The organism is Asanoa iriomotensis (assembly GCF_016862515.1).
GTDB classification, from domain to species: Bacteria; Actinomycetota; Actinomycetes; order Mycobacteriales; family Micromonosporaceae; genus Asanoa; species Asanoa iriomotensis.
The window spans coordinates 48,384-64,933 of record NZ_BONC01000023.1 but is presented as its reverse complement, the minus strand read 5'-3'; the positions used below and the strand labels follow the sequence as shown (position 1 = coordinate 64,933).

Below are 16,550 nucleotides of genomic sequence, written 5' to 3'. Positions count from 1 at the left end.
GCGGGCTGTGGTGTTCGATCTCGACGGCACGCTGCTCGACACGATGACGCTCACGCCAGCCGCATACTGCGCCGCCATCCGTGCGCGAGGCGGCGGAGAAGTTTCGCCTGAAGAGGTCATCGCCGCTTGGCACGTCGGGCCGACACCGGCCGTCCTGGCGCACTTCCTCGGCAGACCGGTCGCGGGCGACGACGTCGAATGCTTCTACAGCAACTTCGAGGCGGCTGCGGCGGCGGTACGGCCATTCCCCGGCGTCGTGGAGATGGTCGACGAACTCGCGGCGGGATTTCGGCTGGGCATCTTCACCAGTGCCGCCCGGCGGGTAGCGGAGTTGGCCCTGTCCGCGGCGGGGCTCGGCGGCCGGTTCGCGGCGGTGATCTGCGGCGACGACGCCCCTCCGAAACCATCCCCGGCCGGGCTGCGGTTGGCCTGCCGACGTCTGGGAGTCGACGTGTCCGCCACCACCTATGTCGGCGACGCGCTCGTCGACATCCAGTGCGCGCGACGCGCAGGAGCGACGGGAATTCACGCGCGTTGGGGGGCCACGGCTGCGCTGGACGACGCGCCCCTCGTCGCCGACCACCCGGTCGACATCGTCGACCGCCTCGTCCGACCGCCATCGCGAAGGAACGACTCGTGACCAACCTCCGCATCCTCCACCTCTCCGACCCGCACCTCACCGCCACTGGATACGACGAAGACGGAGTCGACGCCGCGCGGGCGCTCGATCTCATGATGGCGACAGCTCGCGACGTCGACGACCTCGACCTCGTGCTGACTACCGGCGACATCGCCGACGACGGATCCGTCGAAGGCTGCCGCCGGGCCCGCGACGTCATCGGTGCCTTCGCCGCCGAACGGCATGTGCCGCACATCTACACCACCGGGAACCACGACCGGCGGCCGGCCTTCATCGAGATCTTCGGCAGCGGCCACCTGGGCGCAGACGGCAATGACGTCGCCACCGGCCGCGGTCCCGCCGGCGCGTGCGCGGCCGTCAGCGAGATCGCGGGTCTGCGGGTCGTTACCCTGGACACCTTGGTGCCCGGTTCCGGCCACGGCCTCATCGAACCCGACCAGGTCGAGTGGCTCCGCGATCTACTCAAGACGCACGCGCCTCGCGGCACGATCGTCGCCCTGCACCACCCCCCGATCGCGCTCGAACGGCACCCGTTGTCGCGCCTGCTGCTGCGCAATCCCGCGGCCCTCGCCGACGCTGTCGCGGCCAGGGACGTGCGCGCCGTGCTCTGCGGACATGTCCATCACGACATGTCCGGGAGTCTGCGTGGGGTGCCCGTGCACGTCGCACCTGGCATCGTTACGCGCATCGACCTGGCGGGCAGGGCGACGCAACTCACTGCGGTGCTGGGCCCGCGAGCCTCGATCGTCGAACTCGGAACCGAAAGCGCACCAATGACCTACACACTGACAGCCCGCGACCCGTGGGCCGGGAAGCTGGTTTACAGTGTCGACGCTGCCACCATCTGACCCAAGCCTCGCCGACGTCTACGAAGCGGCGACGGCGTTGGCGCCCCACGTCGTGCGTACGCCCGTGCTCAGGTCCCGCATCCTCGACAGCTGGGTGGGTGTGCCGATCCTGGCCAAGGCCGAGTCGCTGCAAGTAACCGGAAGTTTCAAGGTGCGCGGGGCGCTCAATCGGATCCGCACACTCGACCAGGCCCAGCAGGACCGCGGGCTGATCACCGTGAGCGCCGGCAACGCCGCGCTGGGCGCCGCCTACGCGGCCCAGGTCCACGGTTGCGCCCTGACGGTGGTCATGGCCGAGTCGTCCGTACGCGAGAAGCAGGCGGCCGCCGCTGCCCTCGGCGCGAGTGTCGTTACCAACGGTGTCCACGACGCGGCCGCGGCCTTCGATCTCGCCCGGCGTCTCGTCGGGGCCCGGGGCCTGACGTTTGTCCATCCCTACGACGATGCGATGGTGGTCGCCGGCGCGGCCACCGCGACTCTCGAGCTCCTAGCGGAATGCCCCGACCTCACCCGGCTCTACGTCCCGTGCTCCGGAGGCGGATTGTTGGCCGGCGCCGCCGTTGTCACGCAGGCACTGGCCCCGCACATCGAACTGATGGGCGTGCAGCCCGCCGGCACAGCGACGCTGGCAGCTTCGCTCGACGCCGGCCGCCCAGTCAGTCATCGGGGCACCGGCACGATCGTGGACGCACTGACCGCGCCGATGCCAGGCGAGCTCAACCTTCGGATCATCAGCTCGGCCGGCGCACGGGTCAGGACAGTCAGTGACGACGCGACCCTGGCCGCACTCGCGGCCGTTACACGCGACCTGCGCGTGATCGTCGAACCGGCCGGCGCGATCGCCGTCGCCGGAGTGAAGGCCGACGTGGCCGACGGGTTGGTCGATGGCCTCGTTGGTGTACTGCTGTCAGGCAGCAATGTCTCGTGGTCGCTCCTGTCGGACCTCCTGCGAGACAGGTAGGCCTCACCGCTCCGGCAGGCCCGGACGATAGAAGTCGCGGACGATCGCTCGCACGAGCCGCGGGACGCCGGCGCTCAGGCTCGGGATGTCACCGACAACTCGCCCGAAGCTCGGACTGGCCGCGGCGCTGAACGAGTGCACGTCCGCAATCCATGGCGCCGTGCCGGGCCGCCTCTCACACAGCTCGTATCCCGCCCCCAGGTACGGATAGGCGTTCAGCCGAGACGAGGCTCCGGCGGCGGGCAGGTAGCGGTCCCGCCACAGTGCGATGTCGCCGGCGATACGGCGCAGCTCTGGACGCGTGTGCGGGTCGTACTGGTAACCGGTGCCGGCGATGACGAAGTCGAACCGGTATGTCCCGTCGTCGGCCTCGACACGCACTCGGCCGCCATCACTGTGGACACTTCGCCATCCGGCGTTGACATGAAGCCGGAATCCATCATGGATGGTGGCCCGTCGCACCGCCTCCGCCGGCACGCTGGCGCCGCCACGGTGCGCGCGCATCCATGTTGCCCATCGGTACTCGTCGGACTGCAGGTGATAGGCCTCGTCGGCGCCGGGATGCGGCGAGGTCCCGTTCGGCCGCGCGATGACCAGCTCCGGTCGCCGGCAGAAGAGATGGACCTCCGCCGCGCCCGCCTCAAGTGCCGTGGCAGCGGCGTCGAACGCCGACGACGCCGATCCGAGGATTCCGACCGAGGCCCCTTCGAGCTGGTCGAAGTCGATCCGGTCCGCGGTGTGTGCGTGAAGGTGGCGTGGAAGCGCGCTGATCGCGGGCGGCAGAAACGGGCCGCCCGTGCCCTCGACCCCATTGGCGAGGATCACCTTACGAACGGTCTCCAGCCGCGCTGTCCCGTCGTGGACCAGGTGCAGACGCAGGTTTCCGTCAGCGGGTTCGATGTCTGTGAGGCGGGTTCGGTGTCGAACACCGACCCCGACCTGACTCGTGAACCAGGTCAGGTAGTCGGCCCAATCGGTCCGCGCGATACTGTCGATCGCGCTGAAGGCGTCGACGTCGTGCACGGCCTCGTACCATGCCCGGAAGCTGAGCGCGGGGATGCCGATCTCGGGGCCTGAGCGGTCCTTGGGCGTTCGCAGCACCCGCATGCGCGCCGTGGTCCGCCAGCCACCCACGTCCGCTGGATCAGCCGCGTCCACCACGGTGACGTTCGGGATGCCCGCTCGACGCAGAGCGAACGCGATGGTGACGCCGCACTGGCCGCCGCCGACGACGGCAACGTCACGGTCGACGCCGGTCGAGGATGTCACCCAGTTGGCGGGGTCCGGGCCCAGGAGACGCAACGCCTCCTGGGCCCGAGCATCGGCCAGCCTGGCACCCCACCGGGAGTGGGAGCGTGGCCCGACGATGGTCACCGCTCCACAAAGCCCCAGCAGAAGTCGAACTCGTCACCGAACTTGATGAACCGCTCGAAGTAGCGGGCCTCGATGAGCTTCTCGAGCTTCTCCGTCGTCATAGTTTCCTCAGACGCTGACACGGTGTTCCTCCTCTTGGTTGTCGTTGCCGGCGGCCATGCGCCGACCCATCTCGTTGATCTCCCGCAAGCTCAGGCCGAGTTCGACGCGGAGAAATGTGCACACGCGCCAGTACTGCGCGCGCTCCTCGGTGAAGTCCCCGAAGCGGCCGACGTACCGCGGGATCCAGGCGACAAACTCGCGCACCGCCGCCGACCGCCCGACCGTTTCTGCGTACGCGGACAGCTTCAACGACTCGTGGTGCACGAAGGCTTTGCCTGGCAGCCGCTCGCATAGCTGCGCGTACGAGCGTGTCTGCACCACCAGGGCGTGCCAGATCTCGTCGATCTCCTTGCTCAGCGGGATGAAGCACCCGCCGACCTCGGACGCGATGCTCAGGAACCTCAAGCACTCCTCGACCTGCACACCGAGCGCCGCCGGCGACCGGTCGGGGAACTCCTCACGGAGCAGGTCCCACATGCGGGCGCTGATCAGTGATTCGGTCAGCGACTCGGCTGGTTCGCGCCTCGTCGCCGTCATGGATCCTCCCACGGCTACCACTCCACTTCTCGTCGTCCGCCGCGTTGCGGCTCCGGCCCCGATGTGCTCAGCCACGACGCTAGACAGGAACGTCCTGTCGCCGCTGTCGCCGGGGAGCGTTTCTTCGGGTCGCCGGATACGTCGAGAGGCGAACAACGTCTACCGCGCCCAGCCATGCACATATCGCCCGGCCACCTGCGTAACGAACAGCGTGGCCGTTGCCTCGTCAAACATTGACATTCGCAGAAGGCAGCCCCACCCCGTCAGCGCGACGCCCTTGTGGACGCCAGGATGTGGCGCCATCACCACATCGGCCGGGTGGGTGCGGGCGAACCGCCGCATGCTGCCGATCAGATCAGGCGGAGTCGCCGGCGCGTAGAGCACCGCTACATCACCGAGTTCCAGCGCCTGCACGATCAACGCGTCAGGCACCGAGTCCTCGTAGACACCAGGCGTGACGGTAAAGGGGAAATGCGGTCCCGATGTCGGAGGCTCAGACGAGTACCGGACGTCGGACGCCTCCGCCTGGCTGATGTGCGGGCTGTCCATGATGGGCAGCGTCTCGCCGACCGGACAGGACGGCGGGTCGGTGTCGGCCGTAGCGCTGGTCGCCCTGCCGTAGACGCGCCAGGGCCCGACGGACACTGTGGCCACCGCGGCCCCGACCGCTAGAACGGTCGCGATCCGCCACCACCAGCGGTGCGGATGAGTCATCACAGCAATGCTCCTGCCCGCCGCAGCCGGCGTTCGCGCCATGCGATGACGGCCGGCCCGACAACGCCGGCCACGAGGTAGACGAGTACAGCGAGCGACTCCCAGAACGCGACGGAGGAGAGCGAGTAGGCGGCCAGGTTGGCACTGACCCAGGCGCCCGTCGACAGCAGGAAGGGGAGCGCGAAAATGAGGATGGCCCACAACGTGCCGATCATCCCAAGCAGATACACGAGCCCGAACCAGCGGGCGACGGCGCGGTCGCGCGGACCGATCGCACCGAACTCGGCCGCTTCCTCGCCCGACAGACCCCAGATCCGCCACTTCGTCGTCAGCACGGTGGCTCTGAAGAGGTTGTGGCATCTCAGCGCGTTCGCCAGCACGGCGTACCCGTCGCTGCGTAGGAACAGCGCCGACCACTGCCACACGATCCCGATGACCAGCGCCAGCACGACCGCTGCAAGCAGGCGGTCGAGCGAAGGTGGGATCTCCACGACGCCGGAGCCGTAGGCGGCCCGGGCCGCGAGCGCGCCGGCCAGAACCGTGACATCGAACGCCATGCCGGCCAGGAACGGGCCATAGCGCGCCGTCCGGTTGACGGTGACAATCTGGCTGAGGTCCGTCTCGAACACGAGATAGGCACCGCGCCGGCTGATGCGGAAAGCCGCGGGCACACCCGCGGACCGCCCGGCCAGCCAATGCCACACCTCGTGGAGGGCGGCGAGGACGAAACCCAGCAGCACGTACGTCACCAGGGAGAGCAAAGGGTCAGGCAGCCACCACACGTGGCTGTAGGAGGGCCGCAACGCGGGCCGCGTCGCGAGCACCATCGCGGCGGCCACAGCGGCGCCGACATACAATGCCCAGGCCGGCCGGCCGAAGAAGACGCGCGCGGTCCGCGGACTGATTCCTTCGAACCAGCGGATCGAACGTCCGTCGCCGTCCGCCGATTCGGCAGTCTGCGACGTGCCGCCGGCACGCTGGCGGTCAAGGAGGCCCGCCGCCCGGAGACCGTCGAGAAACTCACCTCCGTTGACCTCGGCCCCCGCCGTCGCGCCAGCCCGAGCGGTCGCATCCGCCAGCGAGCAACCGTCCTGCAGCGCACGCACGAACACGGCGCCAGGCTCAGGCACCGCGACGTACACGCCGAGGTCGTTCCGGCCGAGGATGAACTCGTCGCCGTCCGGGGCGATCACGAGCAACCGCACCGTCGCCGGCACCTCCGCGCTCGTCTCTGATTGCTCGCCTATGAGAACCTCCCAGGATTTCGGGGTGGACGGCCTGGCCATCGCAGCCAGGGCCGTCCACCGTTGTTGCCCGCCGGCGCCTTCGTCAGGTGTCGGTGGGGCCTGGGAAGTTCGCGGTCAGCCGCGCGCTTTCGACACGCCGAATCTCGATCTTCACTCTCTCGCCTCCTTTCGCTTGCCGTGGCTAGGTCAGCCGGCCGCATCCGCTGTGGGGCGTGGCTGGCTGCCGACAGTGGTGGCTGCACATGCGCACCCGGCGTTCCTGCGCCAGGCCACCGTTCGCATGGCGCAACCGGCGGCGAAGTCGACCTCGAGCGGGTTGCCTGCGTACACCGGCGACTCGAACCGCGTGAGGTAGCGGACCACCTCGAACGCCGCCAACGACCCGAGGAGACCGGCAACCGGACCGATGGCCCGGTTGGTCCGGGGCTTGGCCCGAAACAGGTCCATACCCGCCAACGCGAGCGCGGAGTCGTCGACGGCTGTTGCCCGGGCCTCCTCGGCGGTGATCCGCACACATCCACGGCATGCGCTCCGGCCAGGGTCGACCGACCACACGATGCCCTGGGTGACCCACAGCCCGGCGCGGACGTAGGGCACGCCCCTTGTCACGCAGGCCCCGTCGACCCAGTCGTCGACGCCGTCGGGACTGTCCACGCCGGACATGACGATGTCTGGCGCGACTTCGTCGAGCAGCCTGAGAACGTCGGTCGGTCCATCGATGCTTGCCGTTATCGCCCGCGCCCGGACGTCCGGGTCGAATTCCCGCACCCAGCCGGCTGCCGCGTCCACTTTGCTTCGGCCCAGGTCGCGCCACCGGTAGAGGTACTGGCGGGCGAAGTTGCGTGGCTGGACCACGTCCCGGTCGGTCAGCGTCAGTCGACCGACGCCGAGGCCGCAAAGATGCGGGATGGTGGTCGAGTTGAGCCCGCCGGTGCCGAGGACGAGTACATGGCTACGGCGTATCCGCGAGTGCAGGTCTGTGTTGCTGCGCGCCAGCGTGGCGAACGACTCGAAGAAGGCGACGTTCGAGTAGTGCCGATCGTTGGCTGTATCGCCCGGCCGCCCCAGTCGCTCGCCGTTCTGAAGGAGGCGGTGACCGTCCAGCGCCTGGATCGCGGCCTCGACGTCGTCGACCGGCACCTCGCGGCCGCTGCGCTGGGACAGGGCCGCGGCCAGCTCCTCGATCCCGCGGCCACCCTCCCGGAGCAGTTCGAGAAGCGTCTCGAACGTGCCGTTGGCATCGGTGACGACGAAGGACTCACGCAGGTCGTACACGACCTGGACGTCGGCACCGGACCTTTTCCAGGCCACGTCCTTGAGCTGGGGCAGCACGTCGACAACCTCCGGGAAGAAAGGCGTTACTGCCACAGAGGATGGGGCGGTGATCGTGCCAACGACTTTCCACTCGCGTTCCGTCTGACTTCCACCGACTAGCGGGGCTCCAGCGCGACCAGCCGAACGAGCTCGTGGAGGCGGTACGAGAACTCGCCGAACGGGTCCCTTCCGTCAGGCTCGACCAAGTTCGCCTCGACGAGCTCGGCGATGGCCGCGTCGACGGCCGCTCCCTCCGCCGCGGAAAGCGTGCGCAGGAGCGCGGCCGGGAAACGTTCCACGTCCAGCGCGGCCATGGTGCGCAGTAGTAGCTGAGCCGTGGGATCGACCGTCCGCAGTGTGGACAGAAGGCCGGTCCGGACATCGCGGTCCGCGTGTCGAAGCAGGTCGAGCCGATCGTCCGCCTCGGCAAGCTGCTCACTCGCCTCGGCCAGCGTGAGATGCACCCGCTCGGCGAGCCGGGCGCCAAAGAGCCGAATCGCGAGCGGGAGCAGGCCGCATCGTTCGACCACCGCGCGCGCGGAGTCCTGGGAACACTCGACACGGTGTTGGCCGACGATGCCGGCCAGCAGCCGGACCCCCTCCGGCGCGGTCAACGGTGATAAGCGTTGCTGGTGGGCGCCGTCCAAGTTCGTCAGCATTCGGCGGCTGCTCACCACGACGACGGCACCGGAGCCCGGCAGAAGCGGGCGCACCTGGGCCGCCGCCGACGCATTGTCGAGCACCAGCAGGCAGCCGCCGTCAGCGACCTCAGCCCGATACATCGCGGCCCGTTCGCCCTGCTCGGCGGGGATGTCCGCACTAGGCACACCCAGCATGCGCAGGAGTCGACCAAGCGCTGCCATGCTGGATAGCGGCCTGGCGTCCCCGAGGAGATCCAGGTAGAGCTGGGTTCGTGGGAACCGCGGCGCGAGCAGATGAGCCACCCGCAGGGCGAAGGCGCTCTTGCCGACGCCGGGCACGCCGCTGATCGCCAACACCTGGACGCCGGGGGCGCCGGCGACCCGTTCGCAGAGGCTCCTCGTCTCGGCCTCCCGCCCAACGAAGTCCGCGGTCACGGCGGGCAATGCCCGGATGGTGCGGCGTGACTGTCGCACATCCTCGGCCGGGCGAGACGGTTCGGACAGGTCCGCGGGGGACACGACGGTTGGCAGAGAGGCCAACTGGTCCCCGCGGAGAATCGCGCTCTCCAGTTCCCGTAGTTCCGCACCAGGATCCAGGCCCAGCTCCTGGGTCATCGTGTTCCGGTGGCGACGGTAGGCGTTCAGCGCGTCCTGGCGACGACCACCGAGGTAGTGCGCCACCATGAGGTGGCGTGTCAATTGCTCGTCGCACGGATGGAGCTCGATCAGCCGGCTCAGTTCGACCGCCAGCTCCTCATGACGGCCGAGCTCCAACTCCGCCGCGATTCGCAGCTCGATCAACTGCCGATGGCTCTCCACCAGGAACCCTGCCGTCCGATTTCGTAGCTCGTCGGACGCGACGTCTCCGAGCGGCTCACCGCGCCACAGTCCGAGCGCTTGACGACTCAGCCGGGCACGACCTTCCGGATCGGGCTCGGCGCGAGCGCGGTTAAGCAGTTCGCGGAACCGGTACGCGTCAACGTTGTTCGGGTCGGTTCGCAGCGCGTAACCCTCGCCAAGCCTGATCAGCCGGACCGCGGACCCGCCGGGCGCCAGCGCGCGGCGCAGCCGCGCGGCCGTGGTCTGGACGACCGCTCGAGGATTCTGCGGAGGCCGATCGCCACTCAACAGGTCCGCCAGCCGCCTGACCGCGACGGGTTGTCCAGGCTCCAGCAGGAGCAACCCCAGCATCAACCGCACCTGGCGTCTGGCTAGGTGGAGCGGCTGATCGCCGATCGCTGCCTGAACCGAACCCAAGATCCTGAATCGCATGAAGTTTCCTCGCGGGTGCTCTCGACTGCTCGCGCAAACCCCGGTGCGCAGGGGACGCCACACCGGGAACGGGGAACCGGTGTGGCGTCCGGAATGACGTCAGGACCCGCACGGCCAGGACGCCGGGCATCGTGCGCACCTGAGCTGGCTCGCCAAACGCATCGCCTGCGGTCGTGAAGCTAGCCAGCATGATTCGAGTACGCGTGAATCGGTGACTCGTTGCGTTCGCCGAATTTATCGGCGAGGAGACATACGTCGCTGTCGCTTGTGAGCGACAGGTTTCAGAGTTGCCTACGTCGACGAGCGACGCCGGGCGGCGCTGGATCGATCAGCCCGTGAAGAAGTCGCCGAGAGCGGCGAGCGCATAGCTCGTCGGATCCCCTTCGCTGTGACAACCTGAGCACTCGCGGCGATGTCATCCGCGGCGCAGCACCAAGGTCACGAAGCCCAGGACGCCGCGGTACCCCCGCAGCCAGCCATCGCGGTGTTCCCGGGCGACAGCCAGGGCCTTTGCCGAGTGGCGATGGCCGGGGTTGTCGAGAGCCCAGCTCGTGAGCGAGCCGGTCCAGGACCATTCGTAGTCATCCCACTCGGCGGCGTCGGAGACATGCGCGTACTCCGGACTCCAGCCGACCTTTTCGGCCAGGTCGATCAGGCCGGCGAGGTCGGTGTAGTCCTGTTCGTTGGCGTTCAGCGCCGTCAAGGCGGCTCGCGTCGGCGGAACCTGCCAGAAGCTCTCGCCGATCAACAGGACGCCATCGGAACGAACGTATCGGTCAGCCATCTCTAGTGTTCCGGCGAATCCCCCGAAGGCATGCGTCGACCCGACGCAGAGCACCAAGTCGTAGGCGCGGTCTGACACAAATTCGCGCGCGTCGCGTTCGTGCAGCGTCAGCCGGTCGGCGAGGCCGCGTTCGGCTGCGGCGGCGCGGGCTCGGCCAAGGGCGTACCGGCTGACGTCGACCCCGTCAGCATGCGCGCTGGGGAAGTGGGCCAGCGCCTGCAACGCCCACGCACACTCACCACAGCCGAGATCGAGAACACGCGCCGCCGGGTCCCGGTTAGTGCGGTGCAGGAGCCTATTGACGTTCACCTCGGAAATCGGAGCCGCGATCGGATGGTGGGTGTGCGCGATGCTGCTGAGCAGTTGACGATCCATCAGGCAAGTCAAACATCGGGCCGCGACGGGCGTGTACGTCCAAAGGCGATCGAGGCGGGTCTGCATTTCGGGCCATCCACCTGTGCAGAGCGGGACACACGCAGCTCCCGCCGCTTCTGACAGGCGGGACGAGGTGAGCTCCGCCCGTACCCTGACGACGCGACGCGGCTGTTCGCCAATCCGCGCAGTTAGTCCACCAGCCCCGCGCGATGTGCCAGCACGACCAGCTGGGCCCGATTACGTGCCGCGAGCTTGGTCAACAGGCGACCCACATAGGTACGCGCGGTGTCGGGGCTCAAGAAAATGCGCGTCCAATTTCCTCGTTGGACAGACCGCGGCCGACGTGCGCGAGGATATCTCGCTCCCGATCGGTGAGGCTAGCCAGTTCCTGGCTGCGGTTTGGGCGCGACGAGAGGCGGGCGAGCTGGGTCATCATCTGCTTTGCCACGGACGGCGTGACAGGCGACTCACCCGCGGCGGCGGTCCGGACGGCCGCGCGGAGCGCGTCCGCCTCCATGTCTTTAAGGAGGTAGCCGGTCGCTCCCGCGCGTACGGCGCCGAGGACATCGTCCTGATCGTCGAAGGTCGTGAGGATGAGGACCGGGGTGTCTCGCAGCGTTGGATCGGTCCGGATCGCGGCCGTGGCGGCGATTCCGTCCATGACCGGCATCTTCAGGTCCATCAGGAACAAGTCAGGTCGCAGCCTGCGTCCCTGTGTCAGTGCTTCGCGGCCGTGCCTGGCTTCACCAGCCACGGTGATGTCGTCGGTGTTCTCGACGAGTGCCCGAAGGCCAGCCCGGACGAGCTCCTGGTCGTCGACGACAAGCAGTCGGATCACGTCGCGGACCTCGCCGAAAGGGTCGCACGAATCGGCCATCCGCGCGGGCCGGCGTAGACGTTGAGGGAACCGTCCTGAATGTCAACCACCACCAGTTGACGTCCACACTGGACTCGGGCCTCGACGATCAGAGCGCTCAGGCCGACATCGACGACCAGCGCGGTGCTTCGCTTGCCTACTGCCGTCATGTCGTGTCCCTTCTGTCGTCGCTTGTTCGAACCGTATGAGCAGAAACGCCTTCCCGCGTACGTCGACGAGCGTCGGTGATGTCGCTTTCAAGCGACGGCCGCTCAGGAGGGTGACGCTTGCGGGCGGATGTGCCGGAGCGGGCGGCTTCCTACCGTCTATTCATGAACTCGAGGACCGATCCGAAAGCGCGGCTTCGTTATCGGCTGGGGATGCCGTTGCGGCTGATGGTGGCTCTGACGCCGCTCGCGTTGCCACGCGCCGTCATCCGGTGCGGTGCGGACCTGTGGGTCAGCGCGAGTTCGGGTCTGGCGATCACGGATTCGGCGGCCGCCTGACGTCGTCAGACGTCCTGCACAACGCCGACCGGGCGATGTGCATCGCGAAGAGTCAGGGCAGGGCACGTCATCGAGTTCGAACAGCCGTGACGTCGAGAGGGAGAAGACATTGGCGAGATACTTGCTCATCCTGCGTGGCACCGACCAGACCCGCCAGACGATGGTCCAAACCCCACTCGACGAGATGCTCGCCTCCGTGGGAAGGGTCAACCGAGAGATGATCCGCGCAGGTGTCATGGTCGCGGCCGAAGTCTTGGGCGACCCAGCAGATGGCGCGGTGGTCGACCTCGGCGGCGGCACGCGAGTCGTGACCGACGGGCCGTACGGGAAGACGCCGGAACTGTTTGAGGGCTTTTGGATGCTCGATGTGTCTTCACGCGACGAGGCCGTCGAGTGGGCCAGGAGGCTGCCGTCGATACCCGGGGCGAAGTGCGAGATTCGTCGGGTTTCGACGACCGGCGAACTACACTTCGGGCCCAAATTTTCTGACCCGGGTCAGAAATAGCAGCGGCGTGGGAACCGACGTGATCGAACGGGTGCAGGAGTTCAACCAGTACTACAGCGAGCTGCTGGGGCTACTAACCGACCAGTACCTCGGCCTCGACCGGCCGTTAGGGCAGGCCCGGCTGCTCTGGGAGATCCGTGGCCGTGTCGGCGTGCGGGATCTGCGTGACCGCCTCGGCCTCGACTCCGGATACCTGAGCCGCCTGCTGCGGACTCTCGAGAAGCAGGACATGGTGCGCATCGCACCGGACCCTGCCGACGGGCGGGCCGGAATTGTGCAACTCACCGACGCGGGCCTCCAGGAACGAGCCGCCCTCGACAAGCGTTGCCGGGCCGCAGTCGCCGCTCTACTCGCCGGTCTCAGTCCCAATCAGCAGGACGAGCTGGTGGCTGCGCAACGTCAGGTCCAGCGGCTCCTGCGGTTGGCCACCATCACAATCGCCCCCGCTCCCGCTGACGATGCGCGAGCGCGTCAGTGCCTGCGCCAGTACGCTGCAGAGCTGGTCGAGCGATTTCCTGAGGGCTACGACGAGTCCACATTGACGCGGCCCGACGATCTCGACGAGACCCTCATTCTCGCCTGCGAGCAGGACCGACCAGTCGGCTGCGGCATGTGGGTCAGACTGGCACCCGGCATCGCCGAAGTCCGTCACTTGTGGACCCACCCAGCTAGCCGCGGCCTCGGTCTCGGCCGGCGCCTGCTGAAAGGCATCGAGGCCGACGCGGCCACGCACGGCATAGGCACCCTCCGGTTAGGCACCCACCGCAGCCTCGGCGAAGCTATCGCGTTGTACCGCGGGTCCGGATACCAGGAGATCCCGGCCTACCTCAGCTCACCGTACAACCAGCTCTGCTTCGAGAAGCACCTTAGCGTCTCGTCCATAGGTAACCGATGATGCCTTTCTGTGCATAACCGTGGCAGCCGCCGTCGGTCGAACGAGCAGGTGGCTCCGCCGACCGGCCGTCCGCCCGGGCTGGCCGGACCGACGAGGGTCCATAGTGAACGCAGCGCCGAACCAGCGCCAAGGCCCCGAAAGCAAGCGCTGCAGGATGGTCAATCTGCGCGGCGTGCTGGATAGAGAGCCGAGCTGGTAGGGCGGTGGTCGGGTCCGGCGCGGCAAAGGTGGCACCCTCTGCAAAATCGCAGGCCCGCGTTGCCTGGGCCCTTACCGGCTGTCGCGCGCCGCACCGGCTCCAGCCGATCCGGGATTACTATCGCTTCCGGCCCTTGAGCACCCACCAGGCGCACGCCTAACCGTATGGCTCGTGAGGGCCGCCGGGCAGTCGCCTGGCGACGTAACTCAGACGCTTTGCGGCGACAGCGCCTTCAAGCGGCGTCGACGGTCAACTTCGCGCGGCTCACGAACTCGAACCACCGCAGAAGGGTCGCTTGCTCCAGCCGGGGGATTTCGCCGACGCGTCGGGCGCAGGCGCCGAACGACTGGTGTCAGCTCGACTTCCTAGATACGGCACCGATCCGGGCTCCGCGTTTGCGAGGTGCTGAGGCACCTCATCGTCGCGGTCAGGCTTTTAAGGCGGCGTGTTGGGTTCCCGAGCGCGTAGTGCGAACGAGAGCCCGACGGCAACTGTCGCCACGACGATGCCTTGACTTCACCGAGCGTGGGTGAACCGATAGCCGCGTCCGGCCTGCGGGTACGTGCCACGTTCGGGGTCGTGGTCAGGTGGGGATGTCCATCGGCTCGGCAAATACGCGGAAGTCTTCGCGGTCGGTGTGCATCTGCCAGAGAGTGGCGGCCAGCGCGTCCGGGTCGTGCGTGGGGTGGCCGCGGGTGATCGCGCCAGGGACGATCAGTTGTGCGACATGGATGTTCTCGTCGCGGAGAACCTCGTGCAGCATCCTGGCGAGCGCACCTTCGCCTGCGAAAGCGACCGACGTTCCGGCGACCTTAGGGTTGGGTCGGGCGCCGCTACCGCCGTTCACGAACAACACCGTCCCTCGTCCGAGTTGCCGCATCTCGGGCAACACCTGATGGACAGCCGCGTGCGGTCAGTCCTCGGTCAGCAAGGCCGAGGGTGAGCTTGTCGAGGCGCTCCGAGTTGCGGGCGATCAGAGCGATGCTGAAACCGCGGGCACCGAACGCCCGCGCGGCGGCGGCGCCGAGCCCGGGACCTGCTCCGACGAGGGCAATCGTAGTCATGCGGAGACCTCGTTGGAGATGTCGGAGGTGTTGGAGGTGGCGGCCCAGGAGGCGAGGAGCGTAAGGGCCTGGGCGGTCGGTGAGTCGGGCTCAGGCGAGAATATGGTCATGGTCAGGCCCGGCTCGGCTCGCAGGTCCAGGCTTTCGTAGGCCAGGGTGAGGTCACCGACGATGCGGTGGTGGAAGTGCTTGACGCCGGAGCCGTGGGTGCGCACGTTGTGGGCGCCCCAGCGACGGCGGAAGTCGTCGCTGCGCGTCGACAGCTCACCGACGAGGTCGTGGAGACCCTTGTCGTAAGGGTCTTTGCCGGAGGCGGTGCGCAGGTTCGCGACCGTAGTGTCGGCGGCCAGCTCCCAATCGGGGTAGAACTGGCGAGCTGCGCTGTCGAGGAAGGTGTATCGGGCGAAGTTGGGTGGACGGTGCGGGTCGGTGTAGAGGTCGCTGAACAACGCGCGGCCCAGGTGGTTGACGGCGAGCAGGTCCAGCCGGTCGTTTCCGACGCCGGCCGGTGCGGTGATGGCGTCGAGTGACCATTGCAATCCTGGGCGAATCGTCCACTGCTTCGGATGGCGGCCAGGGCGCGCGACGGCGCTGCTGCCGTCGGCCTCGTGGGCCAGGCGCAACAGGTGGGCCCGTTCGGCGTCGTCGAGCCGCAGGGTGCGGGCGACCGCGTCGAGGACGCCGGCGGAGACGCCGGCGAGGAAGCCGCGTTCGAGCTTGGCGTAGTACTCCACACTCATTCCCGCCAGCGCCGCGACCTCGCTGCGTCGTAGCCCGGGGACGCGACGTTGCCCAGCGGCGGGGAGGCCGGCCTGCTCCGGAGTGATCTTTGCGCGGCGTGAGGTGAGGAACTCCCGCACCTCGACTCGGTTGTCCACGACTCCGACGGTACGTCGGGCCGCGGGTAGATGGGATGTACTGCGAGTACACCCATTGTCAGTGACTTCCTCGCGATGTCGCGGCTCGGTGTGCTGCATCCATGATCTCGACCGTCTCCTGGTGGATCCGCCGCACAGCTGCCCTGATGGCGGTTGCCGTCCTGGCTGGTTGCTCAGTCCCGGTCGGCCCTGACGTTGTCGGGGTCGGACGACCGTCGGCGGAGCCGGGCGCCGCCGGCCGGGTCGCGGTGGTGCTGCGTTTTGGTGACCACGTACTCACTGCGACGTTGACCGACACCCCGGCTGCACGGGAGTTCGCTGCGATGCTGCCGCTGACCGTTCAGCTGAAGGACGTGTGGGGGCAGGCAAAGTCCGGGAGACTGCCAAGGCCGTTGTCGGTCGAGGACGTCAGGACGATCCACGATCCCAAGCCGGGAGAGATCTACTTCTGGCCTACGACGGACGTGATCGCCTTCTATTACGACGACCTCGGCCAGACGGTGCCTGACCCGGGCCTTGCCCTCCTCGGCGTCCTCGACGCCGGTATCGATCAGCTTGCCGACGCCGGTGGGCAGGTCACGGTCCAGGTCGCCGGGGCCGCCGAACCCGAGCTCGATCAGCACGCCGGACTGCGGCAGTCCCCTTCACCAGGACACCAGGGCACCATCGCGAGCGACGCTGGTACGGGCCGCTGCACCACTGCGGTAGCAGCGGAACGGGAAGAACGAAGGCGGACAGGCCGTGGCCTTGGCATTCGGGACCAAAGAATCGAGCAGGCGGTCGCCGAGCGATGCGATTCGACGGGCAGAGCTCTGCGGTAACGGTATCGGCTAGCCAG

19 protein-coding genes are annotated in these 16,550 nt (G+C 68.0%); 7 read left to right on the top strand and 12 right to left on the bottom strand.

The window, feature by feature from the left end; all coding sequences use genetic code 11:
- The first annotated feature begins 7 nt into the window (after window positions 1–7).
- From Air01nite_RS17840 to Air01nite_RS17830, 3 genes are read left to right on the top strand one after another with little or no spacing between them, the layout of a single operon-like run.
- Window positions 8–640 carry an HAD family hydrolase gene (locus Air01nite_RS17840; RefSeq protein ID WP_203703673.1) on the top strand — a complete coding sequence of 211 codons (633 nt, stop codon included), beginning with the start codon at window positions 8–10 and terminating at the stop codon, window positions 638–640.
- Window positions 637–1,488 (top strand): metallophosphoesterase, encoded by an 852-nt coding sequence (locus tag Air01nite_RS17835; RefSeq protein ID WP_203703671.1) that lies wholly within the window; start codon window positions 637–639, stop codon window positions 1,486–1,488. Before Air01nite_RS17840 ends, Air01nite_RS17835 begins: the two co-directional genes overlap by 4 nt.
- Window positions 1,466–2,449, top strand: coding sequence for a threonine ammonia-lyase (locus Air01nite_RS17830; RefSeq protein WP_203703669.1), 984 nt, complete (start codon window positions 1,466–1,468; stop codon window positions 2,447–2,449). The genes Air01nite_RS17835 and Air01nite_RS17830 overlap by 23 nt, the downstream gene beginning before the upstream one ends.
- 3 nt (window positions 2,450–2,452) lie before the next feature.
- Here the strand turns inward: Air01nite_RS17830 and Air01nite_RS17825 are convergent, their stop codons facing one another.
- The 10 genes from Air01nite_RS17825 to Air01nite_RS17785 all read right to left on the bottom strand — a co-directional run bounded on the left by Air01nite_RS17825 (window position 2,453) and on the right by Air01nite_RS17785 (window position 11,835).
- Window positions 2,453–3,823, bottom strand: coding sequence for an FAD/NAD(P)-binding protein (locus Air01nite_RS17825; protein WP_203703668.1), 1,371 nt, complete (start codon window positions 3,821–3,823; stop codon window positions 2,453–2,455).
- Window positions 3,824–3,931: 108 nt separating this feature from the next.
- Window positions 3,932–4,462, bottom strand: a complete 531-nt coding sequence (locus Air01nite_RS17820) for a glycine-rich domain-containing protein (RefSeq protein WP_203703667.1) — start codon at window positions 4,460–4,462, stop codon at window positions 3,932–3,934.
- Window positions 4,463–4,621: 159 nt separating this feature from the next.
- Complete coding sequence (locus Air01nite_RS17815; RefSeq protein WP_203703666.1) at window positions 4,622–5,176, bottom strand: DUF3105 domain-containing protein; 555 nt, start codon at window positions 5,174–5,176, stop codon at window positions 4,622–4,624.
- A complete protein-coding gene (locus Air01nite_RS17810) occupies window positions 5,176–6,381 on the bottom strand; it encodes a hypothetical protein (RefSeq protein ID WP_203703665.1) in 1,206 nt (401 codons plus the stop codon). The genes Air01nite_RS17815 and Air01nite_RS17810 overlap by 1 nt, the downstream gene beginning before the upstream one ends.
- 228 nt (window positions 6,382–6,609) lie before the next feature.
- Window positions 6,610–7,755: a HesA/MoeB/ThiF family protein gene (locus Air01nite_RS17805; protein WP_203703664.1), complete on the bottom strand. Its 1,146-nt coding sequence runs from the start codon at window positions 7,753–7,755 to the stop codon at window positions 6,610–6,612.
- 98 nt (window positions 7,756–7,853) lie between these two features.
- Complete coding sequence (locus Air01nite_RS17800; RefSeq protein ID WP_203703662.1) at window positions 7,854–9,569, bottom strand: AfsR/SARP family transcriptional regulator; 1,716 nt, start codon at window positions 9,567–9,569, stop codon at window positions 7,854–7,856.
- Between the two features lie 496 nt (window positions 9,570–10,065).
- Complete coding sequence (locus tag Air01nite_RS17795; RefSeq protein WP_203703661.1) at window positions 10,066–10,809, bottom strand: SAM-dependent methyltransferase; 744 nt, start codon at window positions 10,807–10,809, stop codon at window positions 10,066–10,068.
- 188 nt (window positions 10,810–10,997) lie between these two features.
- Complete coding sequence (locus tag Air01nite_RS41785) at window positions 10,998–11,081, bottom strand: hypothetical protein (protein ID WP_308439972.1); 84 nt, start codon at window positions 11,079–11,081, stop codon at window positions 10,998–11,000.
- A 23-nt stretch (window positions 11,082–11,104) separates the two neighbouring features.
- Window positions 11,105–11,647 (bottom strand): response regulator, encoded by a 543-nt coding sequence (locus Air01nite_RS17790; RefSeq protein WP_308439971.1) that lies wholly within the window; start codon window positions 11,645–11,647, stop codon window positions 11,105–11,107.
- A complete protein-coding gene (locus Air01nite_RS17785; RefSeq protein ID WP_203703730.1) occupies window positions 11,644–11,835 on the bottom strand; it encodes a hypothetical protein in 192 nt (63 codons plus the stop codon). The genes Air01nite_RS17790 and Air01nite_RS17785 overlap by 4 nt, the downstream gene beginning before the upstream one ends.
- A gap of 162 nt (window positions 11,836–11,997) precedes the next feature.
- On the opposite strand from Air01nite_RS17785, the gene Air01nite_RS17780 reads away from it, so the two are divergent.
- The 3 genes from Air01nite_RS17780 to Air01nite_RS17770 all read left to right on the top strand — a co-directional run bounded on the left by Air01nite_RS17780 (window position 11,998) and on the right by Air01nite_RS17770 (window position 13,571).
- Window positions 11,998–12,171, top strand: a complete 174-nt coding sequence (locus Air01nite_RS17780) for a hypothetical protein (RefSeq protein WP_203703660.1) — start codon at window positions 11,998–12,000, stop codon at window positions 12,169–12,171.
- A gap of 109 nt (window positions 12,172–12,280) precedes the next feature.
- Window positions 12,281–12,676: a YciI family protein gene (locus Air01nite_RS17775; protein WP_203703659.1), complete on the top strand. Its 396-nt coding sequence runs from the start codon at window positions 12,281–12,283 to the stop codon at window positions 12,674–12,676.
- Between the two features lie 7 nt (window positions 12,677–12,683).
- Window positions 12,684–13,571, top strand: a complete 888-nt coding sequence (locus Air01nite_RS17770) for a GNAT family N-acetyltransferase (protein WP_203703729.1) — start codon at window positions 12,684–12,686, stop codon at window positions 13,569–13,571.
- Window positions 13,572–14,353: 782 nt separating this feature from the next.
- Here the strand turns inward: Air01nite_RS17770 and Air01nite_RS17765 are convergent.
- The gene (locus Air01nite_RS17765) at window positions 14,354–14,626 is read right to left on the bottom strand and encodes a Rossmann-fold NAD(P)-binding domain-containing protein (protein ID WP_203703658.1); all 273 of its coding nucleotides are present in this window, start codon (window positions 14,624–14,626) and stop codon (window positions 14,354–14,356) included.
- Between the two features lie 204 nt (window positions 14,627–14,830).
- On the bottom strand, window positions 14,831–15,712 hold the full coding sequence (locus Air01nite_RS17760; protein ID WP_203703656.1) for a helix-turn-helix transcriptional regulator: 882 nt from the start codon (window positions 15,710–15,712) through the stop codon (window positions 14,831–14,833).
- Window positions 15,713–15,813: 101 nt separating this feature from the next.
- Here Air01nite_RS17760 and Air01nite_RS17755 point away from each other — a divergent pair, with 101 nt between their 5' ends.
- Window positions 15,814–16,533 carry a cyclophilin-like fold protein gene (locus tag Air01nite_RS17755; RefSeq protein ID WP_203703654.1) on the top strand — a complete coding sequence of 240 codons (720 nt, stop codon included), beginning with the start codon at window positions 15,814–15,816 and terminating at the stop codon, window positions 16,531–16,533.
- The last annotated feature ends 17 nt before the right edge of the window (window positions 16,534–16,550 follow it).